We start from the raw sequence: 21868 nt of genomic DNA, 5'->3' as shown, positions 1-21868 counted from the left end.
TCGGAGACTGCCTCCGATCAATATATGGAGACAGTCTCCGCTTGTCCAGAGGAAGCGAGAACCGATGACGGCCCGCCCGTTACGCGCCGACGCCGCCCGCAACCGTCAACTGCTGCTGGACGCCGCCCGCGAGGCCTTCGGCGCGCACGGCGTGACGGCCTCCCTCGACGAGGTGGCCCGCGCCGCCGGGGTCGGCCCGGGAACCCTCTACCGGCACTTCCCCACCCGCGATCAACTGGTGTTGGCCGTGATCGACGACGGCCTGATCGGCATCCGCGACCTCGGCGCCGAACTGCTCGAATCCGATGACCCGCTGGAGGCGCTGCACCGGTGGCTGACCGCCTATGTGGAACAGGGCGGTGTCTTCGAAGGGCTGGCCCGCACCCTGGCCAGCCCGCCGGCCGGCGAATCGAGTACCTGCCGGATGGCCCGCGACGCCGGTGGCGCGCTCATCGCCCGTGCCGCCAAAGCCGGTCTGGTGCACCGGGATACCCACATCGACGATGTGCTCGACATGGCCGCGGCCATCGCCTGGGTCGGCGAACAGCCCCATCGCGACGCGGATCAGCGCGCCCGGCTGCTGCGCGTGGTGATCAACGGGCTGCAGGCGGCTAGGTGACGGCGTTCTCGACCATCTTCGCCGCGATATCGGCGGCCTCGTCGCCCGCGCCGTAGCTGCACGCCCAGGCTTCCACGATCACATTGGTGACCGCCGACAGCGCATGCTGGCACTCCCAGCCGTCGGCGTCGTCCTGGGTGGTGATCTGGGTGAGCACAGCGTCGGTGGCGGTCAGATCCTCGATCTGCCAGGTGTAGCTGTCCGTTCCGTCGTCGATGGCGATCGACGTGCCGGCGCACGCGTCCCAGCCGGACCGGGCGTTGTCGAAGAACCGCTGCGCCTTGTCCGCCGACGGGTAGAGCACCGCGGTCTGTTCCACCCAGTGCGCGTTGTCCTCATCGGGTTCGCGGGACACCTGGTCGCGGACCGCGGTGTACCCGCTGTCCCCGTAGACCGGCTGCTCGGCGCCGAAGATCGAACCGAGGCAATCCGGTTCGGACACGTCGCCGGAGTGATCCACCATCTGGTCGAGCTCGCCGGTGATCTCCATGCTGTCCGAGCCCATGATGTCGTTGATGTCCCCGATGGACAGCAGCACGTCGTCGAGCTGGCTCTCCTTCAGTGGCGGCGCGTCCACGGGCGCCGCGTTCTCATCCCGGACGGCCTGACCGGTGACGGTGCTCGAACACCCGGTCAGCAGCGCGCATCCGATCGACACGGCGACGAGGGCATGACGGGCATACCGCACGCGCGGCGATCCTGCGGCACTGTTCACCGCGTCATTGTGACCGATGGCGCGCCCGGAGTCACTTCTTCGCTTTGTCTCCGGCCGCGTCGGTCGACAGCGCCGCGACGAAGGCCTCCTGGGGCACCTCGACCCGGCCGATCGTCTTCATCCGCTTCTTGCCCTCTTTCTGCTTCTCCAGCAGCTTGCGCTTACGGGTGATGTCACCGCCGTAGCACTTGGACAGCACGTCCTTGCGGATGGCCCGGATGTTCTCGCGGGCAATGATTCTCGATCCGATGGCCGCCTGGATGGGCACCTCGAACTGCTGGCGTGGGATGAGCTCCTTGAGCTTGGTGGTCATCTTGTTGCCATAGGCAGCGGCGCCGTCCTTGTGCACGATCGCGCTGAACGCGTCGACGGCCTCACCCTGCAGCAGGATGTCGACCTTCACCAGTTCGGCCTCCTGCTCGCCGGCCTCCTCGTAATCCAGGCTGGCGTAGCCGCGGGTGCGCGATTTCAGCGAGTCGAAGAAATCGAAGATGATCTCGCCGAGCGGCATCGTGTAGCGCAGTTCCACGCGCTCCGGCGACAGGTAGTCCATCCCGCCCAGTTCACCGCGGCGGGCCTGGCAGAGCTCCATGATGGTGCCGATGAACTCGCTGGGCGCGATCACCGTCGTCTTCACCACCGGCTCGTAGACGGCACGGACCTTGCCCTCGGGCCAGTCCGACGGGTTGGTGACGATCATCTCCGTGTTGTCCTCTTTGACCACGCGGTAGACGACGTTGGGTGCCGTGGAGATCAGGTCGAGATTGAACTCGCGCTCCAGCCGCTCCCGGGTGATCTCCATGTGCAGCAGACCCAGGAACCCGCAGCGGAACCCGAACCCGAGCGCCACCGAGGTCTCCGGTTCGTAGGTCAGCGCCGCGTCGTTGAGCTGCAGCTTGTCCAGGGCCTCGCGCAGTACGGGATAGTCCGAGCCGTCCACCGGGTACAGGCCCGAGTAGACCATCGGCCGCGGTTCGCGGTAGCCGACCAGCGCTTCGGTGGCGCCGTGGCGCGCCGTGGTGACGGTGTCGCCGACCTTGGACTGCCGGACGTCCTTCACACCCGTGATGAGGTAACCCACCTCGCCGACGCCGAGCCCGTCCGAGGCCTTGGGATCCGGCGAGACGATGCCGACCTCGAGCAGCTCGTGTGTCGCTCCGGTCGACATCATCTTGATCTTCTCGCGGGGATTGAGCTTGCCGTCCACCACCCGGACGTAGGTCACCACACCGCGGTAGATGTCATAGACCGAGTCGAAGATCATCGCCCGCGCGGGCGCGTCGTCCTTGCCGACCGGGGCCGGGATCAGGCGCACCACCTCGTCGAGCAGCTCCCGCACGCCCACCCCGGTCTTACCGGACACCCGCAGCACATCGCTGGGTTCGCAGCCGATGATGTGGGCGATCTCGCCGGCGTAGCGGTCCGGGTCGGCGGCGGGCAGGTCGATCTTGTTGAGCACCGGGATGATGGTCAAATCCCGGTCCAGGGCCAGGTACAGGTTGGCCAGCGTCTGCGCCTCGATGCCCTGAGCGGCGTCGACCAGCAGCACCGCGCCCTCGCAGGCCTCCAGCGCGCGCGACACCTCGTAGGTGAAGTCGACGTGGCCAGGGGTGTCGATCAGGTGCAAAACGAAGTCTTCGCCGTTGACCTGCCACGGCAGCCGGACGTTCTGCGCCTTGATGGTGATGCCGCGTTCGCGCTCGATATCCATCCGGTCCAGGTACTGGGCCCGCATATCGCGGTCGGCGACGACCCCGGTGATTCCGAGCATGCGGTCGGCCAGCGTCGACTTGCCGTGGTCGATATGGGCGATGATGCAGAAGTTCCGTATCTGCGCCGGCGCGGTGAACGTCTTGTCGGCGAAACTGCTGATGGGAATCTCCTGGTCCTGGCGCGATCGTGTTATCCCAGGGTATCGACAGCGAGCCCCTTGGACACAATCGGGCGTGCCTGGCCTCGCTATGCTTGGCGGCTATGGCGTCCCAGTGGAAGGCCTTCCAGAGGTTCGCGGAGAACCTCGTGTTCAACGAGGCCCCGAAACTCATCCGCCAGCTGCCCAACCCCGAGCGCGTCCTCCAGCAGGGCCTCAAGATCGGTATGGAGGCACTCGCGGCCCAGGCCAACCCGTCGCCGGTCGCTCTCACCAGCGGACGGCCGGTGACCAGCGCCAGCGTGCCCACCGCGCAGCGGGCCCGGCGCATCGCCTACTCCCCCGACCTGGACGGCCGGGCCGATCCGGGCGAGATCGTCTGGACCTGGGTGGTCTACGAGGACGATCCGACCCGCGGCAAGGACCGCCCGGTGCTGGTGGTGGGCCGTGACCAGCGCACCCTGCTGGGGCTCATGCTGTCCAGCCAGGACCACCACGCCCACGACGACCAGTGGGTCGGGATCGGGGCGGGCAACTGGGACTACGACGGCCGGCCCTCCTGGGTGCGCCTGGACCGGGTGCTCGACGTGCCCGAGGACGGTATCCGGCGTGAGGGCGCCGTCCTCGACAAGGATCGCTTCGAGATCATCGCGACGCGGCTGCGGGCCGAGTTCTCCTGGAGCTGAGTTCGCGCACCAGCGGCAGTACGCCCTCGCCAACGTGGCGGATCTCGTCGGCCTGCGGGTATCCCGACAACACGAACTCGCTGATGCCGAGGCCGGCGTACTCGGCGAACACGTCGGCCACCTGCTGATAGCTCCCGATCGCCGCGGTCCCCGCGCCGTCGCGCAGCAGACTCGGCCCGGCCCACAGACCGGGATGCACCTCAAGGCTGCGCGCATCCACCAATTCGCCGGTGGTCAGTGCCGCCATCCGGCGCTGCCCCTCCGATCCGCTGGCCAGGTAGCGCTCGTGGGCGCGACGCACCTCCTCGGCGGACAGTCCGGCGATCAGTTCGTCGGCGCGCTGCCACGCCTGCTCCTCGTCTGCGCGCGCGACGGTGTGCAGGCGCAGACCGAACTTCAGCTCCCGGCCGCGTTTCGCGGCCGCGGCACGCACCCGCTCGATCTTCTCGGCGACCTGCTCGGGGGGCTCACCCCAGGTGAGGTAGACGTCGGCGTGCTCGGCGGCGACCTCGATGGCCTCCGGGGAGGACCCACCGAAGTAGATGGTCGGCAGGGTGACCACCGGGTAGGCTATCCTGGCCGCCTCCACATCGTAGAACTCGCCGTGGAAGGTGAACTCGGGGTTGCTCCAGGCCCCGCGCACCACCGCGAGGAACTCACCGGTGCGCCGGTACCGGGCGGCCTTGTCGACGCCGTCGCCGTAGCGGCGCATCTCCAGGTCGTCACCGCCGGTGACGATGTTGAGCGCCAACCGATTTCCGGTGAAACGCTGGTAGGTGCTGACCTGCTGGGCGGCCAGCGTCGGCGACAGCACCCCCGGCCGGAACGCCACCAGGAACTTGAGCCGGCGGCTGTGCTGCGCCAGCGCGGCGGTGGCCAGCCAGGAGTCCTCGCAGTGCGAGCCGGTCGGTGTGAGTGCCGCCTCGAAGCCGAGGTCCTCGGCGCTGCGCACCAACGCGGTCAGGTTCTCCAGCGTCGGCTGCAGATGCGACTGCACCCGCTGCGAGGAGCTGCCCCGGTTGTCCGCGATGGTGGTGGTGTCCCCGTGCGTCGGCAGATACCAGTGGAACTTCATCAAGCGACCCTCGCGTTCTCCAGTAGATCGTCCACGCGCGGCATCACTTCGGCCGCAAAGCGTTCCATCTCCGCCTCGAAAGGCTGGAACGCCAACATGAATGTCTCGATACCGTCGCCGAACCAGTCCACGATGCGCCGTGCCACGGTGTCGTAGTCGCCGACGAGCCCGGCGGCGGTGCCCCCGTTGGGGCCGACATGCGGAAGGGCACTGAGCCGCTGCCACATCGGTGACGCCGGATCGGTGTCGCGCCCGAACTTGGCGGTGACGTCATCCGGGCGAGCCTGATCGGCGCGTTGCAACTCCCAGTGGTAATCCATGATTTCGGCCGCCTCGTGTGCCGTCGGCGCGGTCACCACGAACCCCGCCATCCCGAATCGCAACGGCGCCCCGGTGCGCGGTCGGCGCCGCACATCGTCGAGCAGTGTGCGGGCGTCCTGCGGCGACTGGCCGTTCAGGAACAGCACATCGGCTTCTGCGGCGGCCAGGGTGCGGGCCTGCTCGGACTCCCCGCCCAGATAGATACGCGGTCGCACACCCGCGGGATGGATGACGAAATCGTCGATCTGAAAGTACTTTCCCCGCAATGTCGTTCGTTCTCCGGACAGCAGCGAGCGCACGGCGTGCAACCATTCGGTGCCGTACACGTAGCGTTCGCCGTGCTCCAGCATGCCGATCCCGGAGCGTTCCAGATCCGGGATCCACCAGGCATTGACCACGTTCACGGCGAACCGGCCGCCGCTGATCTCCTGGATGCCCTGGGCCTGCTTGGCCAGGATCGTCGGGTGGATGATCGACGGCTTCACCGCGGCGATGATCTCGATCGTGTCGGTGAGCGCCGCCAGCGCGGCCGCGGCACTCCAGGCATCCAGCTGGTCGAGGTGTTCGCCCAGCGGATTCATCGTGTGCTGGGCGATCAGGGTCGAATCGAATCCCAGCCGTTCTGCCAGCAGCACCTGGTCGCGCACCCGCGCCCAGGAGGCATCGATGGGATCCTGCGGATGCGCGAGGGCGGCCATCGTGCCGTGCACATTGGCCCACACCCCGAACCTGGGACGATCGTGTTCGCGCGAGACTGCCACGCCACAAAAGTACTCACCACCAAGCACTTTGAGAAAACCGGACCTAGTTCGGATCAGCCAGATCTCTACTCTTCCGCCCGCCCCCCGGCATGCGTAGCTTGATTCCGTTCCCTGACCGTCGCCCGCTTGCGAACCCCACCTTTCCCGCAAGCCGGGCCATTGCGGTCGGGCCCATGTGCGTTGCCTCACAGTGCGGTGCAGCGCAGCGTGGCCGAAAACCGTTCGAGCAAGAGAGCATTCCTGTGATCGAGATCGAGAACCTGACCAAGAGGTTCGGCGACCGCACCGTCCTGGACGACATCTCGTTGTCCGTCGGTAGCGGGGAAATCCTGGCCGTGGTCGGGCCCAGTGGCGCCGGTAAGAGCACTTTGTCGCGCTGTGTCAGTTTTCTGGAGCGCCCCACCAGCGGCACCGTGCGGGTGGACGGAAAGGACTTCTCCCGCCTCGACGGTGACGCGCTGGTAGCCGCACGCCGCAGTGTCGGGGTGATCTTCCAGACCGCGCCGCTGCTGCGGCGCCGCACCGTGGCGCAGAACATCGCGCTGCCGTTGCAGTATCTGCACGCCACCGACGGCTCGGTGGACAAGCGGGTGTCCGAGCTGCTGGACCGGGTCGGTCTCGGCGACCGCCGCGACTACTTTCCGGCACAGCTCTCCGGTGGGCAGAAGCAGCGTGTCGGCATCGCCCGCGCGCTCGCGCTGGGTCCGTCGAACCTGCTGTCCGACGAGGCGACCTCGGGTCTGGACCCGGCCACCACGAAGTCGATCCTCAAGCTGCTGAGCCATCTTCGCGACGAGTTCGGCCTGTCGATCATCCTGATCACCCACGAGATGGAGGTGGTCCGAGAGGTCGCCGACTCGGTGGCACGGATCGAGGACGGCCGCATCATCGAAAGTGGCTCGGTCGAGGACATCATCCTTGATCCGGCATCACCACTGGCCCACGAACTGCTGCCGGACCGGCCCAGCGTGGCGCTGCGCGGGGCCGGAGACATCTGGGAGGTGTCCTATGCCTCCCGCGATGTCCCGCTGGACTGGCTGACCTCCATTCAGTCCATCCCGGGCCTGGCCGGCACCCAGGTCAGCGTGCTCAGCGCCAGCGTGGAGGCCATCCGTGGCGTGGCCGTGGGCCGCGCGGTGCTGGCCCTGTCCCCGGGCACCCCAGCCGGTTTCGAGCGTCAGCTGCGTGACCGCGGCTTGCACGTGCGCCCCGTGAGCGCCGTCGCCGATGAGGAAGCCGCGTGAACTATCTGGCCCAGGAGGACTTCAGCACGCCGTGGTCGAGGGTTCCCGATCTGCTGCTGCCCGCCTACGGCCAGACCTGGCTGATGGTGGGCATCACGATGGCACTGGTCGTCCTGATCGGCACCCCGGTCGGCATCATCCTGCACAACACCTCGACACTCGGGCTGTTCCCGGATCCTCGGGTGTTCAACGCGCTCAACACCATCGTCAACGTCGGCCGGTCGCTGCCCTTCCTCATCCTGATGGCGGCCATCATCCCGGTCACGCGGTTCATCGTCGGCACCACCATTGGTGTGGCGGCGGCCATCGTCCCGATGACAGTGGCCGGTGTGCCGTTCTTCGCCCGCCTCGTCCAGAACGCGCTGCGCGAGGTCCGTTCCGATGTCACCGACATGGGTCTGGTGTCGGGCGGATCCCACGTTCAGGTCATCCGCTCGGTGCAGTTGTCCGAGGCGCTGCCCGCCCTTGCCGGAGCGCTGACCGTGAACACCATCGCCATGATCGAGTATTCGGCAATCGCCGGGTCCATCGGCGCAGGCGGTGTCGGGCATCTGGCAATCACCTACGGCTACAACCGCTTCGACGACAACATCATGATCGCCACGGTGATCGCGCTGATCCTCACCATCCAGCTGGTGCAGTTCACCGGGGATCGCGCCGTCAAAGCCCTCACCCGCTGAACCCCTTACACCCATATACAGAAGGAACGACTGTGGCAGATCAGAGCGGCACTCCCGGCCTCGACATCGAGATCAAGAAACGTAAGCGCTGGCCCTGGGCGGCGGGTGCGGTGGTGGCGGTGGTCGCCATCGCCGGCGGGGTGGCCTACGGCCAACTCTCCAACCGCGACAAGCCGTTCGGCACCGAACTCGAGGTGGCGACGTGGAGCACCGATATCGCCGCGGAGAACCTGCTGGCCTACATCTCCGAGAACGTTGCCCCCGATCACGGCATCACCATCAAGCCGGTCCAGATCGACAATCTGATCGAGATCAACCGGGCCGTCGACGCGGGCACCGTGGCGGGGAACTTCTTCGAGCATCAGCCCTTCCTCAACGATGCCATCGCCGCCAACGGATTCGAACTCACCTTGGCCGCACCGACATTCACCTGGGATCAGGCCACCTACTCGGACAAGTACAACAGCTGGGACGAGCTGCCCCGCGGGGCCAAGGTCGCGCTGCGTGACGATCCGGCCGGGCAGGCCATCGCGCTGCTCGACCTGGCCGAGGCCGGCCAGATCACGCTGAAGCCGGGCAAGGACACTGTCGCGGGCCTGCCCCAGCTCGGTGATGTCGCCACGAACCCCAAAAATTACGAGTTCGTCCAGGTACCCATCGGCCAGTTGGCCCGCAGCCTGCCCGATGTCGATGCCGTCGTCGTGCACATCTCCGATGTGTACGCCGCGGGACTGCGTGAAGATCAGATCCTGGACCGGCACCCCGCGCCGGAAGGTAGCGAGGGCGGCCTGGTGGTCAGCAACAAGCACCTCGACGATCCCAACGTGCAGAAGTTGATCGCCACCTTCCAGGATCCGAAGATCGCCGAGTTCCTGGAGACCACCGACAACGCCCTCATCCGCGACACCCTGGGCCCGATCGGTGCGTCCGGTACCGAGAGCGCGGAATCCACGTCGTGACCACCAAGAAGCCGCTGTACTACTCGGCGTTCGTCATGAACACCGCCTCCCATGTGCTACACGGTCTTTGGCGGGCCCCGGAGGCGCAGAACCACAAGTTCAACTCGCTGCGGCACTGGACGTCGCTGGCCGCCGAGGTCGACAAGGCCGGCTACGACCTGCTGTTCTTCGCCGACGTGTTCGGCCTGCGGGCACCGTGGAACGGCAACTGGCGCAAGTCGGTCGAGGCCGGGATCCAGATCCCGGTCAACGATCCCTCGGTGCTGGCGTCGGCGCTGGCGGCCGCGACGGAGAACCTGGGCATCGTGTTCACCAGCTCGATCATCCAGGACCACCCGTTCAACTTCGCCAGGAAAATGTCCTCGCTGGACCACTACACCGAGGGGCGGCTCGGCTGGAACATCGTCACCAGCTTCAACGCCAACATGTTTCGCAGCTTCGGATACGAAGGCACCCTGGCCCACGACCAGCGCTACGAGTGGGCCTACGAATACCTGGATGTCGCCTACAAGCTGTGGGAGGGCTCCTGGGATGAGGACGCGCTGGTGCAGGACAAGGAGCGCAGCGTGCACTCCGATCCGGCGAAGATCCACAAGATCAACCACGTCGGACAGCGCTACAGCGTCGAGGGGCCGCATTTCACCTCCCCGTCCCCGCAGCGCACACCGGTGCTGTTCCAGGCCGGGTCGTCGCCGGCAGGACAGCTGTTCTCCGCCCGTAACGCCGAGGGTGTCTACATCGGCAGCCCGACACCGGCCGATGCCTACAAGTTGACCAGCGAAACCCGCGCGCTGGCAGCCGAACACGGCCGCGACCCGCAGGACATCACCTTCGCCCAGGGGCTGTCGTTCGTCATCGGTGACAGCCATGCCGATGCGATCCGCCGCAATGACGAACTCAAACGGTATCTCGACCTGGAGGGCATCGCCCTGCACGCGCTCGGCGATGCCGGTATCGATGCAGGCGGCCTTCCGCTGGACACCCCGATCAGTGAGCTCGGCGAATTCACCGGTATCCAGAGCTTCAAGCGCTGGGCCGCCGAGGTGTCCGGCAACGAGGAGCCCACCATCCGTGACATGGCCTGGGTGATGGAGGGCGCCAACCGCGTCGTCGGCACTCCCGAGGAGATCGCGGATCGGCTGGAGGAGTGGCGCGAGGCCGGCGTCGACGGCATCAACGTCTATCACGCGACCGTGCCCCAGTCGTTCCGCGAGGTGGCCGACCGGTTGTTCCCGACACTGCGCGAGCGTGGGCTGATCGGTACCGACAAGTCGGGCACGTTGCGCCAGAAGCTACTCGGACGCGGCGACCGCCTGCCGGCGAGTCATCCGGCGGCCAGGTACCGCGGGGCGTTCACCGACAACTCGCTGGCCGATCAGGTGCCGGAGCCCGCACCGCACCAGCGACAGGGTCTCAGCACCAGCGCCTGATCACTCCCGCGCGAACCGCACGTGCGGCAGGCCGTCCTCGATGCTGACGCGGCACCGCACGCCGTAGACCGTGCCGATGAGACGTTCGGTGAGCACCTGGACGGGCGTGCCGGTGGCCACGATCCGGCCACCGGAAAGCACCACGATGTGGTCGCAGAACATGGCGGCCAGATTTAGGTCGTGCAGCGCCACCACGGTGGTGACGTTCAATTTCCGCACCAGTGCCAGGATCTCCAGCTGGTGGGCGATGTCGAGATGGTTGGTCGGCTCGTCCAGCAGCAGGTGATCGGGATCCTGGGCCAGGGCCCTGGCGATCTGGACCCGCTGGCGCTCCCCGCCCGAGAGCATGTGCCAGTACCGGTCGGTCATGTCCCGCAGCCCGGTGGCGGCCAGCGCGGCCTCGACCACGGCCGCGCCCCCGGGGTCCGCGCCGATCATCCCGGTGTACGGGATGCGGCCCAGCCGCACCACATCGCGCACCGTGACGTGCAGTTCGGTCTCGGCATGCTGGGCGACCATCGCCACCCGGCGGGCCAGTGCGCGCCGGGGCATCCGGGCCAGCGGCTCACCGTCGAGGTGCACTGTGCCGCGACTCGGCCGGTCCACCCCGGCCAGCAGTTTCAGCAGTGACGATTTGCCGGAGCCGTTGGGTCCCAGCAGTCCCACCGTGGCACCGGGCGCCGGTTCCACCGTGACACCGTCGAGCACCAGTCGGCCGGACCGCGTCCAGCTGACCTCGGCCGCGAGCAAGCTCATGCCGGTATCCCACGGCGGCGCAGCAGGATCAGCGCGAACGCCGGGACGCCCAGCAGTGCCGTCACCACGCCCGTGGGCAGCTCCTGCGGCGCGAACACGGTGCGGGCCAGCGTGTCCACCCACACCATGAACACCGCGCCGAAGATGGCCACCGTCGGCAGCAGACGCCGGTGTGCGGGCCCGACCACGAAGCGCGCCGCGTGCGGCAGCACCAGGCCGACGAAGCCGATCGCGCCTGCGGCGCTGACCAGTGCCGCGGTGATCAGCGCGGTCATCACCAGCAGCACGATCCGCGCCTGCCGCACCGACACTCCGAGCGTGGCGGCCGCGTCGTCGCCGAAGGCGAAGGCGTCCAGGGTCCGTGCGTAGGCAAGGCAGCACACCAGTCCGGCGCCGACGACCGCGCTGCACACCGCGACGTCGTTCCAGGACACCCCGGCCAGCGACCCGAGCAGCCAGAACAGCACCCCGCGGGTCTGCTCGGCGTCGGCCGAGGACAGCACGATGAACGAGGTCAGTGCCGAGAACAGTTGGGTGGCCGCCACGCCGGCGAGCACCACCCGGTCGGTGCCGCCACCCGCGGCGTACGCCAGCAGCAGCACCACCCCGAAGGACAGCACCGCCCCGACGAACGCACCACTCGACAGGGTGAGCGTGCCGGCGCCCACGCCGAGCACCGCGATCAGCACGGCCCCCGTCGAGGCGCCCGAGGAAACCCCGAGCACGAACGGATCGGCAAGGGGGTTGCGCAGCAACGACTGCAGGATCGCCCCGCACAGCGCCAGGCCCGCACCGCACACCGCGGCCAGCAGTACCCGGGGCAGCCGCAGTTGCCAGACGATGCCGTCCTGGATCCGGGTGGCGCCCGACGGACCGGCGCCCAGATGCTCGGCGACGATCCCGTACACGTCGCGGACCGACAGGGCGGCCGGACCGATCGTGATGGCCACCGCCGCCGAGACGACGAGCAGCGCGAGTCCCAGCACCCACAGCACTGGCAGCGATCGCGTACGCACGGTCAACGGCCGGAGGCGAATCCGAGTCGACGCAGGCCGTCGGCCACCTTCTCGGTGCCGTCCACGGTCCGTATCGAGGGATTCAGATCGGCCCCGTTGACGACGATGTAACGCTTCTGCTGGACGGCGGTCAGCCGCGAGGTCACCGGATTCGATTCCAGGAATGCGATTTTGGCCGCCAGTGCGTCGCCGTCGATGGTGCGCCGGCTCAGGTCGGCGAGCACCAGCACATCCGGGTCGCGGTCGGCGATCACCTCCCAGCTCACCTGCGGCCACTCCTCGGTGGTGTCGACGAAGATGTTGCGCGCACCGACGGTGTCGGTGATCACCCCGGGTGAACCGCAGCAGCCGCCGAAGTACGGGGCCCGGATATCGGAGAACCAGTACGCCAGGTCGGCATCGGCGCCGAGCCGGCTGTCCTGGATCCGCTGCTCCAGACCGGCGATCAGTTCCTCACCGCGCTCGGTGACGTCGAAGATGCGCGCCAGATCCCGGATCTCGCCGTAGATCGCGTCCATCGTGAACGGCTCGGTGCGGGCACCGTCGGCGTTGACCGACACCTTGCCCACGCAGTCACTGGGCGCCAGATAGCTGGGCACGCCCAGCGATTCGAACTGGTCGCGGTCGGCGACGCCACCGGGTCCCAGGGTCCCGGCGAACGATGCCGACACGAAGTCCGGTTCGGCGTCCAGCACGGTCTCCAGCGAGGGTTTGTTGACCGCCAACTGCGGCACCCCGGCGTTGTCCTGGGCGAGGTTCTCGCGCACCGGATCCGTCCACGTCGCGGTGCCGACCATACGGTCGGCCAGGCCGAGGGACAGCAGGATCTCGGTGGAGCCCTGGTTCAGCGACACCGCGCGCTGCGGTGGCGCGTCGATCACCACGTCACGGCCGCAGTTCTGCACCGTGATCGGGAAACCGGCTGTTGCATTGCTGCGTTCGGCGGGGGCCTCGGGCTGGCCGCAGGCGGTCAGCACCGCCACCGAGGCCGCGACGAGGATCCGGCGGCCGATCATCCGGGCTGCCCGGCGGTCGTGAAGCCCGCGGCGAGCTTCTCGACGGCGGCGACCTGCCGGATACCGGGATCGAGCTCCGAACCGGTCAGCACGACATAGCGTTCCTGCTGCACCGCCGTCATGGTGCGGGTCACCGGATTGGACTCCAGGAACGCAATTTTGGTGTCCAGCGCGTCGCCGTCGATGCGCTTGCGGCTCAGATCCGCCAGCACCAGCACGTCGGGGTCGCGGTCGGCCAGTGCCTCCCAGCTGATCTCCGGCCAGTCCTCCCTGGCGTCGGCGAACACGTTGGTGGCGCCGACCTCGCGGGCGTAGAGGCCGGGTGCCGAACAGCATCCGGCCAGATAGGGCGTGCGCAGCCCGGAGAACCAGAACGCGACGGTGGCATCCTGCTGCGGGACCGCCGGCGCGTCGCCCAGCCGCTTCCGCAAATCGCCCACCAGCTGCGCACCGCGGTCCTGTACATCGAAAATCTGTGCCAGTTCCGTGATCTCACGGAACAGGGTGTCCATTTCCAGCGGCGCGGTGCGGGTCACCGTCTCGCCCTCCACCACCGCGTCGGTGCACACCGACGGCGACTGGTAGGTGGGTATCCCGAGTTCGGCCAGGCGGGCGCGTTCCCCGACGACCGCCGGGGTGAAGGTGTGTGCGCTCGCCGAGGTGATGATGTCGGGTTCCAGATCGAGCACGGCTTCCAGACCTGGGTCGTTGTCCGCGAGCCGGGGCACCCGGTCGTTGTCGGCCGCCAACTCGGGAAGCACCGGATCGAACCAGGTGGAGGTGCCGACCATGCGGTCGGCCAGACCGAGCGAGAGCAGGATCTCGGTAGAGGCCTGATACAACGACACCGCGCGCTGCGGCGCCTGCGCGAAGGTGACCTCCACACCGCAGTTCTGCAGTGTCAGCGGATAACTGGTGGCACCGGTGGTGCCGCCTTCCGCGGGTGCCGGGGCGGGCGTTTCGGTGCGGCTGCACGCGGTGACGAGGAGTGAAAGGGATACAAGCGTGATGAACACACGCACGGCGGTGACTTCCTTCGGTGCAGGGCCCAAGCGCGGGGCCGTCGACGGTTCGGCGACCGCAGGCATTCGGACTCAGAGGTCGGGCCTCATACCGTTGCGCGTCAGCTCCGGATTCTCACCGGATTCCCCTGCAGGTCAGCACCCGCACTCTACCGCGATCGGGTCAGCGTGGATGCCGCCACATGGGGTACAGGACGGGCCCGCCGTCGGGCAGCCCGATCTCGCCGGTCACCTCGAAACCGAACCGCTGGTAGTAGCCGATGTTGTCGGGGTTGCTCGACTCCAGATAGGCCGGCGCGAACTCGGCATCGCAACGATCCAGCCGTGACCGCATCAGGGCGTGCCCGAGTCCGGCTCCGCGCACCTGCGGGTCGCTGCCGATCACGCCCAGATACCAGTGCGGTTCTTCGGGATGCTCGCGTTTCATCAATTCGGTGACGCGGATACCGCGACGCACCGCGGTCCCGAAGGTCAGCAGCATGCCCGGCGCGGCACGCAACTCCTCGACGGTGGTGTGCTGCCACTGACCCGGCGGATCCCACAGTGCCGCCGCGCCGATGGCCGGCCCGACCGACGCGACCTCCACCCCACCGCGGGCCAGGTGGTGATGACGGGTCAGGGCGGCGAACAACTTGGGCAACTTGCGCCGCCGGGCACGGGCGTCGGGCAGCAGCCACGCCATCACCGGGTCGTCGAAGAACGCGCGGCCCAGGGCGTGGGACAGCGCAGGGATATCGGCGCGCGCCGCTGGGCGGACCACAACGTCGTCGGTGTTGCTCACGCGCTCCATTCAGCCTTGCGTGATGTAAGCCTGCAACTGCTCCTTGCTGGACTCCAGCTCCTGCATCCGGGTCTTGACCACGTCGCCGATGCTGACGATGCCGGCCAGTTTCCCGTCCACCAGCACCGGGATGTGCCGCACCCGTTTGTGGGTCATCACGACGCTGAGACTGTCCACCGAGTCCTCGGGCGAGCAGAACACCAGGTGTTTGGTCATGATGTCGCTGACCGGCCTGCCCAGCAGGTCTGCGCCGAGATCGTGCAGCTTGTGCACCACATCGCGTTCGGACACGATGCCGACCGGCCCGTCCGGGCCGACGACCACCATCGCTCCGATATTGCGGTCGACCAGGCCGGTGAGCAGGACGGCCACCGGTGTCTCCGGGGTGATCGTCGCGACGGCGGCTCCCTTGGCCTTCAGCACGTCGGCGATACGCATGGCACCCTCCCCATCGGTGAATGTGATCCCGAACACATTCCAGGCTACGTCGGATCGGTGGCCGTTTGGCCGATTGTGCGGAACCCGCGCCGATACCCGCGTATATCTGAGCCCATGATCGAGGTGACGCTCCTGGGCACCGGCAGCCCCATCCCCGACCCCGATCGGGCCGGCCCGTCGACGCTGATCCGCGCGGGCGGGCAGACCTTCCTGGTGGACTGCGGACGCGGGGTCCAGCTGCGGCTGGCCGCCGCCGGATCCGCCGCCAACACGCTGACGGCGCTGCTGCTGACCCATCTGCACAGCGATCACATCGCCGATCTCGGCGACGTGATCATCACCCGCTGGATCAGCACGTTCGCCCCGAATCCCGCACCGCTGCAGATCATCGGCCCATCGGGCACCGCCGAGGTCGTGGATGCGACGCTGGCGGCGTTCGGTCACGACATCGGCTACCGCATCGCCCATCACGCCGATCTCACCGCACCACCGGCCATCGAGGTGCACGAGTACCCCGAGGGCGTGGTGTGGGATGTCGACGGCGTCCGGATTCTGGCCGCGCCGACCGACCATCGCCCGGTCGCACCGACCGTCGGCTTTCGCATCGAACACGACGGTGCGTCGGTGGTGCTGGCCGGCGACACCGTGCCGTGCGAAAGCCTGGACGAACTGGCCGCGGGCGCAGGGGCTTTGGTGCACACCGCGATCCGTCACGACCTGGTCGACGCGATGCCGCTGCAGCGGATCCGCGATATCTGCGACTACCACTCATCGGTCGAACAGGCCGCCGATACCGCCGCCCGCGCCGGGGTGGGCATCCTGATCCTCACCCACTACGTACCGAGCCCCGCCCGCGGTCAGTACGAGGAGTGGCGCGCCCTGGCGGCCGAGGTGTTCGACCGCCAGATCGAACTCGGCGACGACCTGCACCGGGTGCAGGTCCATCCCGGCGTCTGCACCAAACCCCGGTGATTTGTGGAGTTTTTGTCGGACTCAGTGGCTGTTGCGAATTGGTGAGTGTGTCGGGGTGACTTGGCGGTTGGTGTCCTCGAGAATGGGGTGATGGCTAGGGGTTATCGCCCGGTGGATCGTNTCAGTGGCTGTTGCGAATTGGTGAGTGTGTCGGGGTGACTTGGCGGTTGGTGTCCTCGAGAATGGGGTGATGGCTAGGGGTTATCGCCCGGTGGATCGTGATCAACAGTTCTTGTTGGCGCCGAATATGGCTGATTGGCTGGCCGAGGGTCATCTGGTCTGGTTTGTTCTGGACGCGGTCGAGCAGTTGGACACCTCGGCATTTCACCGGCGTCGACGCACTGGTGGGGTCGGGCGGGCTGGGTATGACCCCGACATGTTGTTGGCTTTGTTGATCTACGCCTACGCCACCGGGGTGCGGTCTTCGCGACGCATCGAGCAGTTGTGCGCCGATCATGTCCCCTACCGGGTCTTGTGCGCCCAGGACGCCCCAGACCATTGCACAATTGCTCGGTTTCGTGCTGATCATGACGATGCTTTCGTCGGGGTGTTCGCGCAGGTGCTGCGGCTCTGCGATCGGGCAGGGATGGTTGATGTCGCCTCGATCGCCATCGATGGCACCAAGATCGCAGCCAATGCTTCGATGTCGGCCAACCGTTCTCAGAAGTGGGTGCGTGAACAGGCCCAGCGCCTGGCGCAGTCCGCGGTGGCTGATGCCGCCAAGGTCGATGCCGCTGAGGACGCCGCCGAAACCGCCGCCGGCGGACCACCGGCGGTGCCCCCTGAGTTGAAGAACCGGGCGGGGCGAGCGGCGGCGATCAAGAAAGCGTTGGCAGAGATCGCCGAACAGGACGCCCGCCACAGCGCCGAGGATGCCGCTGATACCGAACGCCAACAGCAGTATCTGGCACGGTTGCAAGCCGGCCAGACGATGAAGGGGTCCCCACCAGCGGGCACCGACCCCGTGCAGATCTGGGCGGCCCGACTGGCCCGTGACCAGGCCCGGCTCGCCCCGCTGATCGGGGTGCGGGGAACCTGGCACGCCCGGCAACGCAGCGAGATCCGTCGCCAGATCCGTAACGCCGAGGCGGCGTTGGCCAAGGCCCACCAGCAGCAGGCGGCCGGGGGTATCGACGAGCGCGGCACCGCGGCGCGGCGACGCGATTACGAACAGGCCCGTCACGGTCCCGCTGACGGGCCGCTGGTCAACCTGACCGACCCCCACGCACGGCTGATGCGCCAGGGCCGCGGCGGTGGATCAGTGCAGGCCTACAACAGCCAGATCGTCTGCTCTGACGACCACGTCATCATCGCGGTTCACGTGTCTCAGGATGCCAACGATATGCATTGCTGGACACCATCTTTGGCTGAAGCCACCATCCGCATGGACGCGTTGGGCAAGACAATCGGGCTCGTGTTGGCCGACAACGGCTACTTCACCGAAGACAATCTCACCAGCACCGGACCCGACCGGCTCATCTCCGCTGGCAAGGGCCGCGAGATTCACCGCGACGCGATCGAGCGCCCCACCCCCGGTCCGCCTCCAGTGGATGCCTCACCGACCGACGCGATGCGCCACCGACTACGAAACCCCGACCAGATGCAGCGCTACAAACGCCGCGGCGCCACCGTCGAACCCGTCATCGGCCACCTCAAAGACCGCATCGGATTGCGCTGCTACGCCCGCCGCGGCCTGAACGCGGTCACCGCCGAACTGCACCTGGCCGCCGCAGCACTCAACCTGACCAGGCTCCACCACGCCACCGGATAGCCCCGAGTCAGCAGCCACAGACGGCCAGCACCAAGAAACCGCCCAACCAATTCGCAACAGCCACTCCAGGCTCCACCACGCCACCGGATAGCCCCGAGTCAGCAGCCACAGACGGCCAGCACCAAGAAACCGCCCAACCAATTCGCAACAGCCACTCATTCCGACAAAAACTCCTCAAATCGCGTCAAGCCAGCCGGGTGATCTCCACGACGACGTCCAGATCGGTGGAGCCCTCGCCGGAGTAGATGCCCTTCAGCGGCGTCACATCGGCGTAGTCGCGCCCCACGCCGACGCTGATGTACTGCTCGTTGATGGCCTTGTCGTTGGTGGGGTCGTAATGCCACCAGTCCCCCGTCCAGGCCTGGATCCAGGCGTGGCTCTGACCCTCGATGGTGTCGCCCACCTTCGCGGTGCGCTTGGGGTGCAGATACCCCGAGACGTAGCGGGCCGGAATACCCATCCCGCGCAACAGGATCAGCGTCAGATGCGCGAAGTCCTGGCAGACGCCCTTGCCTTCACGCAGCGCGTCCAGCCCGGATGAGTGCACCCCGGTGGTACCGGCGACATACTTGAGCTCGCCGTGCACCCAGCGCGCGGCCTCGATGACGGCCTCCTGCGGTTCGTGGTACTTGGCGATACGCCGGCCCACCCGCTCGATGCGCTTGCTGGCCGGGGTGTAGAGCGTGGGGGTGAGCAGCTCGTCGAAACGGTCGATCACCGCCGCGGATTCCAGGTCCGCCCAGCTCACCGATATCTCTGGGGCATCGGGCTTTTCGGTCTCGACCACCGAGGAGGCGGTGACCTCCAGCTCGACGTGCGGCGCGTGCAGGTCGAAGGTCGTGACGGCGGTGCCCCAGTAGTCCACGTACCGGTACTGCCGGGTGGCGGGCACGGTCTCCACCCGGTTGAGGATCACGTTCTGGCGCGAGTCCGACCGCGGGGTCAGCCGAGCCTCGTTGAACGACGCGGTGACCGGCGACTTGTACGCATAGCCCGTTGCGTGGACCACCCGCATACGCCACATCAGATCTCCCCCTCTTCGATGACGGTGCCACCCGCACGGCCGGCATCGGTCCACGCGACCCATGGTGCCGAGTGAAAGTACTGCAGTGCCAATGCGTCTCCCACTTCGACACATGTCTGCTGCAAGGCTGCCAGTTGATCTTCCAGGGATTCCAGCAGCGCGCCGGGCGGCAGGAACTCCAGCTCGCTGCGGGCCCGTCCGAGCAACCGCTGCGCTTCGGCGGTCAATCCGACCCGGTTGTGCCTGCGGTGCAGCAGTTCGTCGAGGCTGTGCTCGGCCAACCGCAGCGAGTAGTAGATCGATCGCGGGAAAAGCCGGTCCAGCAACATGAACTCGACCACCCTGCTGGCGTCCAGGACACCTCGGTAGGTGCGCAGGTAGGTGTCGTGGGCGCCCGCCGAACGCAGCACCGTGACCCAGGCCGGCGAGGAACCGCTGTCACCGACCCGCGACAACAGCATGCGCACCGTCATGTCCACGCGTTCGATGGCCCGGCCCAGCACCATGAAGCGGTAGCCGTCATCGCGCGAGAGCGTCGAATCGGCCAGCCCGGCGAACATCGCGGCCCGGCCCTCCACGTAGGCCAGGAACTCGTGCGGACCGAGCCGGCGAGCCGCCCGTTCCCGCTCGGCGAGCGCGTTGTAGGTGGTGTTGAGGCACTCCCACATCTCGGTGGAAGTGACTTCGCGTGCCCCACGGGCATTTTCGCGGGCAGCCGTGATCGACTCGACGATCGAGCAGCCGCCCTTCGTGTCCTTGCCGAAAGCGACGAGGTCGGTCAGCGACCACACGTCCAGCTGTTGGTCGGGTGGTTCGATGTCGAGCACCTGCAGCAGCACCCGTGAAGTCTGGTCGGGGTCCACGCTGGAATCTTCCAGCAGCTGGTGCACCACGACGTCGAGGATGCGTGCGGTGTCGTCGGCGCGCTCCACATAGCGGCCGATCCAGTACAACGATTCCGCGTTACGTGCCAGCATCAGTCGACCACCACCTGTTGTTGCTGCTGCTGTTGTTGTTCGTTCTGGCCGGACGAGCCCCGGAAGTCGCGGGTCTGCTGCTGCTGGGTCTGTTCGCCCTTAACCTCCCGGCCGGCTTTGCCGTTGCGGGAGACCTTTTCGGCCACCGACGGCTTACCGGTCTTGGGGCCATCCGGCAGCGCCCGCACCACCTCGGCGGCCGCCAGCTCGCGATCGGCGGCCGAGGTCCGCGAGGCCAGCACCCAGGTGTCCTTGGAGCCGCCGCCCTGGCTGGAGTTCACCACCAATGAACCTTCCGGCAGCGCCACCCGGGTCAATCCGCCCGGGAGCACCCAGACGTCATCGCCGTCGTTGACCGCGAACGGCCGGAGGTCCACGTGCCGGGGTGCCAGCGTGTCGTCGATCTGGGTGGGGACGGTGGACAATTGGACGACGGGCTGCGCGATCCAACCGCGCGGGTCGGCGCGGACCTTCTTGGTGATCGCCGCGAGTTCCTTCTCGGAGGCGTCGGGGCCGAACACGATGCCGTAGCCGCCGGAACCCTCGACGGGTTTGATCACCAGTTCGTCGACCCGGTCGAGCACTTCCTCGCGCTCGTCGTCGAGCCAGCACCGGAAGGTGTCGACGTTGAGTAGCGACGGCTTCTCGCCGAGGTAGTACTCGATGATGGTCGGCACGTAGGTGTAGACCAGCTTGTCGTCCCCGACGCCGTTGCCGACCGCACTGGAGATCACCACATTGCCGGCCCGGGCGGCGTTCAGGACCCCGGCCACCCCGAGCACCGAATCCGGCTTGAACTGCATCGGATCCAGGTACTCGTCGTCGATGCGGCGGTAGATGACGTCGACCTGCCGCTCCCCCTCGGTGGTGCGCATGTAGACGGTGTTGTCGCGGCAGAACAGGTCTCGGCCCTCGACGAGTTCGACGCCCATCTGGCGGGCCAGCAGCGAATGCTCGAAGTAGGCCGAGTTGTAGACGCCGGGGGTCAGCACGACGACGGTCGGGTCGGCCTCGTTGGTGGCCGCCGCCTTGCGCAGCGCGCGCAGCAGATGCGAGGAGTAATCGCCCACCGCCCGCACCCGGTGGGAGGCAAACAGGTTCGGGAACACTCGCGCCATGGTGCGGCGGTTCTCCATCACGTAGGACACCCCCGACGGGCTGCGCAGGTTGTCCTCGAGCACCCGGAAGGTGCCTTGGGCGTCGCGGACCAGATCGATACCCGCGACGTGGATACGCACGCCGTTGGGCGGCACGATGCCGACGGCCTCGCGGTGGAAGTGCTCGCAGGAGGTGATGAGCCGGCGCGGAATCACCCCGTCGCGCAGAATCTCCTGTTCGCCGTAGATGTCGTCGAGGTAGAGCTCGAGCGCTTTGACCCGCTGCGCGATGCCCTTCTCCAGGCGTGACCACTCGGCCGCGGAGATGACGCGCGGCACCAGGTCGAGCGGGAACGGGCGTTCCTGGCCGGACAGCGAGAAGGTGATGCCCTGGTCGATGAAGGCGCGGCCGAGGGCTTCGGAGCGGGCGGCCAGCTCGGAAGCGTCCGACGGCGAGAGTTCAGCGAAAATCCCCTTGTAGGGTCCGCGGACGTTGCCTTCGGCGTCGAACATCTCGTCGAAGGCCGCCGAGTATCTGCCCAGATTCTCATAGCCGTCGAAAATGCCGGCCTGGCGTTTGACCGCGCGCGAACCGGGACGTGACGTACGGGCTGATTCGTTCGGCAGGGTTCGTAGAC

Annotated in this window: 21 protein-coding genes and 1 riboswitch; of the genes, 8 read left to right on the top strand and 13 right to left on the bottom strand. The window is 67.5% G+C overall.

The genetic code is table 11. The annotated features are described in order from the left end of the window. Positions 1 to 64 precede the first annotated feature (64 nt). The gene (locus ASE48_RS23995; RefSeq protein WP_057169652.1) at positions 65 to 619 is read left to right on the top strand and encodes a TetR/AcrR family transcriptional regulator; all 555 of its coding nucleotides are present in this window, start codon (positions 65 to 67) and stop codon (positions 617 to 619) included. Here ASE48_RS23995 and ASE48_RS23990 read toward each other — a convergent pair. Then, on the bottom strand, positions 612 to 1334 hold the full coding sequence (locus tag ASE48_RS23990) for a sensor domain-containing protein (RefSeq protein WP_082614384.1): 723 nt from the start codon (positions 1332 to 1334) through the stop codon (positions 612 to 614). The genes ASE48_RS23995 and ASE48_RS23990 overlap by 8 nt on opposite strands. Before the next feature lie 31 nt (positions 1335 to 1365). Beyond that, a complete protein-coding gene (gene lepA, locus ASE48_RS23985) occupies positions 1366 to 3240 on the bottom strand; it encodes a translation elongation factor 4 (protein WP_082614383.1) in 1875 nt (624 codons plus the stop codon). A 68-nt stretch (positions 3241 to 3308) separates the two neighbouring features. Between lepA and ASE48_RS23980 the strand changes: the two genes are divergently transcribed. Then, positions 3309 to 3890 carry a type II toxin-antitoxin system PemK/MazF family toxin gene (locus ASE48_RS23980; protein WP_057169650.1) on the top strand — a complete coding sequence of 194 codons (582 nt, stop codon included), beginning with the start codon at positions 3309 to 3311 and terminating at the stop codon, positions 3888 to 3890. Here ASE48_RS23980 and ASE48_RS23975 read toward each other — a convergent pair. Both ASE48_RS23975 and ASE48_RS23970 read right to left on the bottom strand, forming a co-directional pair. Then, entirely contained in the window at positions 3850 to 4965 is a 1116-nt protein-coding gene (locus tag ASE48_RS23975; protein WP_057169649.1) for an LLM class flavin-dependent oxidoreductase, read from the bottom strand. The genes ASE48_RS23980 and ASE48_RS23975 overlap by 41 nt on opposite strands. Beyond that, positions 4965 to 6047 (bottom strand): LLM class flavin-dependent oxidoreductase, encoded by a 1083-nt coding sequence (locus ASE48_RS23970; RefSeq protein ID WP_082614382.1) that lies wholly within the window; start codon positions 6045 to 6047, stop codon positions 4965 to 4967. Before ASE48_RS23970 ends, ASE48_RS23975 begins: the two co-directional genes overlap by 1 nt. Positions 6048 to 6289: 242 nt before the next feature. Here ASE48_RS23970 and ASE48_RS23965 point away from each other — a divergent pair, with 242 nt between their 5' ends. From ASE48_RS23965 to ASE48_RS23950, 4 genes are read left to right on the top strand one after another with little or no spacing between them, the layout of a single operon-like run. Further along, entirely contained in the window at positions 6290 to 7291 is a 1002-nt protein-coding gene (locus ASE48_RS23965) for a methionine ABC transporter ATP-binding protein (RefSeq protein ID WP_057169648.1), read from the top strand. Further along, the gene (locus tag ASE48_RS23960; RefSeq protein ID WP_057169647.1) at positions 7288 to 7971 is read left to right on the top strand and encodes a methionine ABC transporter permease; all 684 of its coding nucleotides are present in this window, start codon (positions 7288 to 7290) and stop codon (positions 7969 to 7971) included. Before ASE48_RS23965 ends, ASE48_RS23960 begins: the two co-directional genes overlap by 4 nt. 32 nt (positions 7972 to 8003) lie before the next feature. After that, positions 8004 to 8930, top strand: a complete 927-nt coding sequence (locus tag ASE48_RS23955; protein ID WP_057169646.1) for a MetQ/NlpA family ABC transporter substrate-binding protein — start codon at positions 8004 to 8006, stop codon at positions 8928 to 8930. Positions 8931 to 8965: 35 nt separating this feature from the next. After that, complete coding sequence (locus ASE48_RS23950; protein WP_057170005.1) at positions 8966 to 10360, top strand: NtaA/DmoA family FMN-dependent monooxygenase; 1395 nt, start codon at positions 8966 to 8968, stop codon at positions 10358 to 10360. Here the strand turns inward: ASE48_RS23950 and ASE48_RS23945 are convergent, their stop codons facing one another. The 6 genes from ASE48_RS23945 to ASE48_RS23920 all read right to left on the bottom strand — a co-directional run bounded on the left by ASE48_RS23945 (position 10361) and on the right by ASE48_RS23920 (position 15389). Then, positions 10361 to 11116, bottom strand: coding sequence for an ABC transporter ATP-binding protein (locus ASE48_RS23945; protein ID WP_057169645.1), 756 nt, complete (start codon positions 11114 to 11116; stop codon positions 10361 to 10363). After that, positions 11113 to 12138: a FecCD family ABC transporter permease gene (locus ASE48_RS23940; protein WP_057169644.1), complete on the bottom strand. Its 1026-nt coding sequence runs from the start codon at positions 12136 to 12138 to the stop codon at positions 11113 to 11115. Before ASE48_RS23940 ends, ASE48_RS23945 begins: the two co-directional genes overlap by 4 nt. Beyond that, on the bottom strand, positions 12135 to 13148 hold the full coding sequence (locus tag ASE48_RS23935) for an ABC transporter substrate-binding protein (RefSeq protein ID WP_057169643.1): 1014 nt from the start codon (positions 13146 to 13148) through the stop codon (positions 12135 to 12137). The genes ASE48_RS23940 and ASE48_RS23935 overlap by 4 nt, the downstream gene beginning before the upstream one ends. Beyond that, a complete protein-coding gene (locus ASE48_RS23930) occupies positions 13145 to 14170 on the bottom strand; it encodes an ABC transporter substrate-binding protein (protein ID WP_057170004.1) in 1026 nt (341 codons plus the stop codon). Before ASE48_RS23930 ends, ASE48_RS23935 begins: the two co-directional genes overlap by 4 nt. Before the next feature lie 40 nt (positions 14171 to 14210). Then, a riboswitch (cobalamin riboswitch) is annotated at positions 14211 to 14345 on the bottom strand. Then, a complete protein-coding gene (locus tag ASE48_RS23925) occupies positions 14334 to 14951 on the bottom strand; it encodes a GNAT family N-acetyltransferase (protein WP_235571443.1) in 618 nt (205 codons plus the stop codon). It overlaps the preceding riboswitch by 12 nt. A gap of 9 nt (positions 14952 to 14960) precedes the next feature. Next, the gene (locus ASE48_RS23920) at positions 14961 to 15389 is read right to left on the bottom strand and encodes a CBS domain-containing protein (RefSeq protein ID WP_057170003.1); all 429 of its coding nucleotides are present in this window, start codon (positions 15387 to 15389) and stop codon (positions 14961 to 14963) included. 114 nt (positions 15390 to 15503) lie between these two features. Between ASE48_RS23920 and ASE48_RS23915 the strand changes: the two genes are divergently transcribed. Continuing rightward, positions 15504 to 16361 (top strand): ribonuclease Z, encoded by an 858-nt coding sequence (locus ASE48_RS23915; RefSeq protein ID WP_057169641.1) that lies wholly within the window; start codon positions 15504 to 15506, stop codon positions 16359 to 16361. A gap of 247 nt (positions 16362 to 16608) precedes the next feature. Continuing rightward, positions 16609 to 18132, top strand: coding sequence for a transposase (locus tag ASE48_RS23910; protein ID WP_235571442.1), 1524 nt, complete (start codon positions 16609 to 16611; stop codon positions 18130 to 18132). A gap of 184 nt (positions 18133 to 18316) precedes the next feature. On the opposite strand, the gene ASE48_RS23905 is transcribed toward ASE48_RS23910, so the two are convergent. From ASE48_RS23905 to ASE48_RS23895, 3 genes are read right to left on the bottom strand one after another with little or no spacing between them, the layout of a single operon-like run. Continuing rightward, the gene (locus ASE48_RS23905) at positions 18317 to 19156 is read right to left on the bottom strand and encodes a transglutaminase family protein (RefSeq protein ID WP_057169639.1); all 840 of its coding nucleotides are present in this window, start codon (positions 19154 to 19156) and stop codon (positions 18317 to 18319) included. Beyond that, complete coding sequence (locus ASE48_RS23900; protein ID WP_057169638.1) at positions 19156 to 20133, bottom strand: alpha-E domain-containing protein; 978 nt, start codon at positions 20131 to 20133, stop codon at positions 19156 to 19158. Before ASE48_RS23900 ends, ASE48_RS23905 begins: the two co-directional genes overlap by 1 nt. Next, entirely contained in the window at positions 20133 to 21743 is a 1611-nt protein-coding gene (locus ASE48_RS23895) for a circularly permuted type 2 ATP-grasp protein (RefSeq protein WP_442928760.1), read from the bottom strand. Before ASE48_RS23895 ends, ASE48_RS23900 begins: the two co-directional genes overlap by 1 nt. Positions 21744 to 21868: the final 125 nt, after the last annotated feature.

It is taken from the genome of Mycobacterium sp. Root265 (assembly GCF_001428895.1).
In the GTDB taxonomy this organism is placed as follows: Bacteria; Actinomycetota; Actinomycetes; order Mycobacteriales; family Mycobacteriaceae; genus Mycobacterium.
The sequence above is the reverse complement of the archived record's forward strand: the minus strand, read 5'-3'. Positions and strand labels throughout refer to the sequence as shown.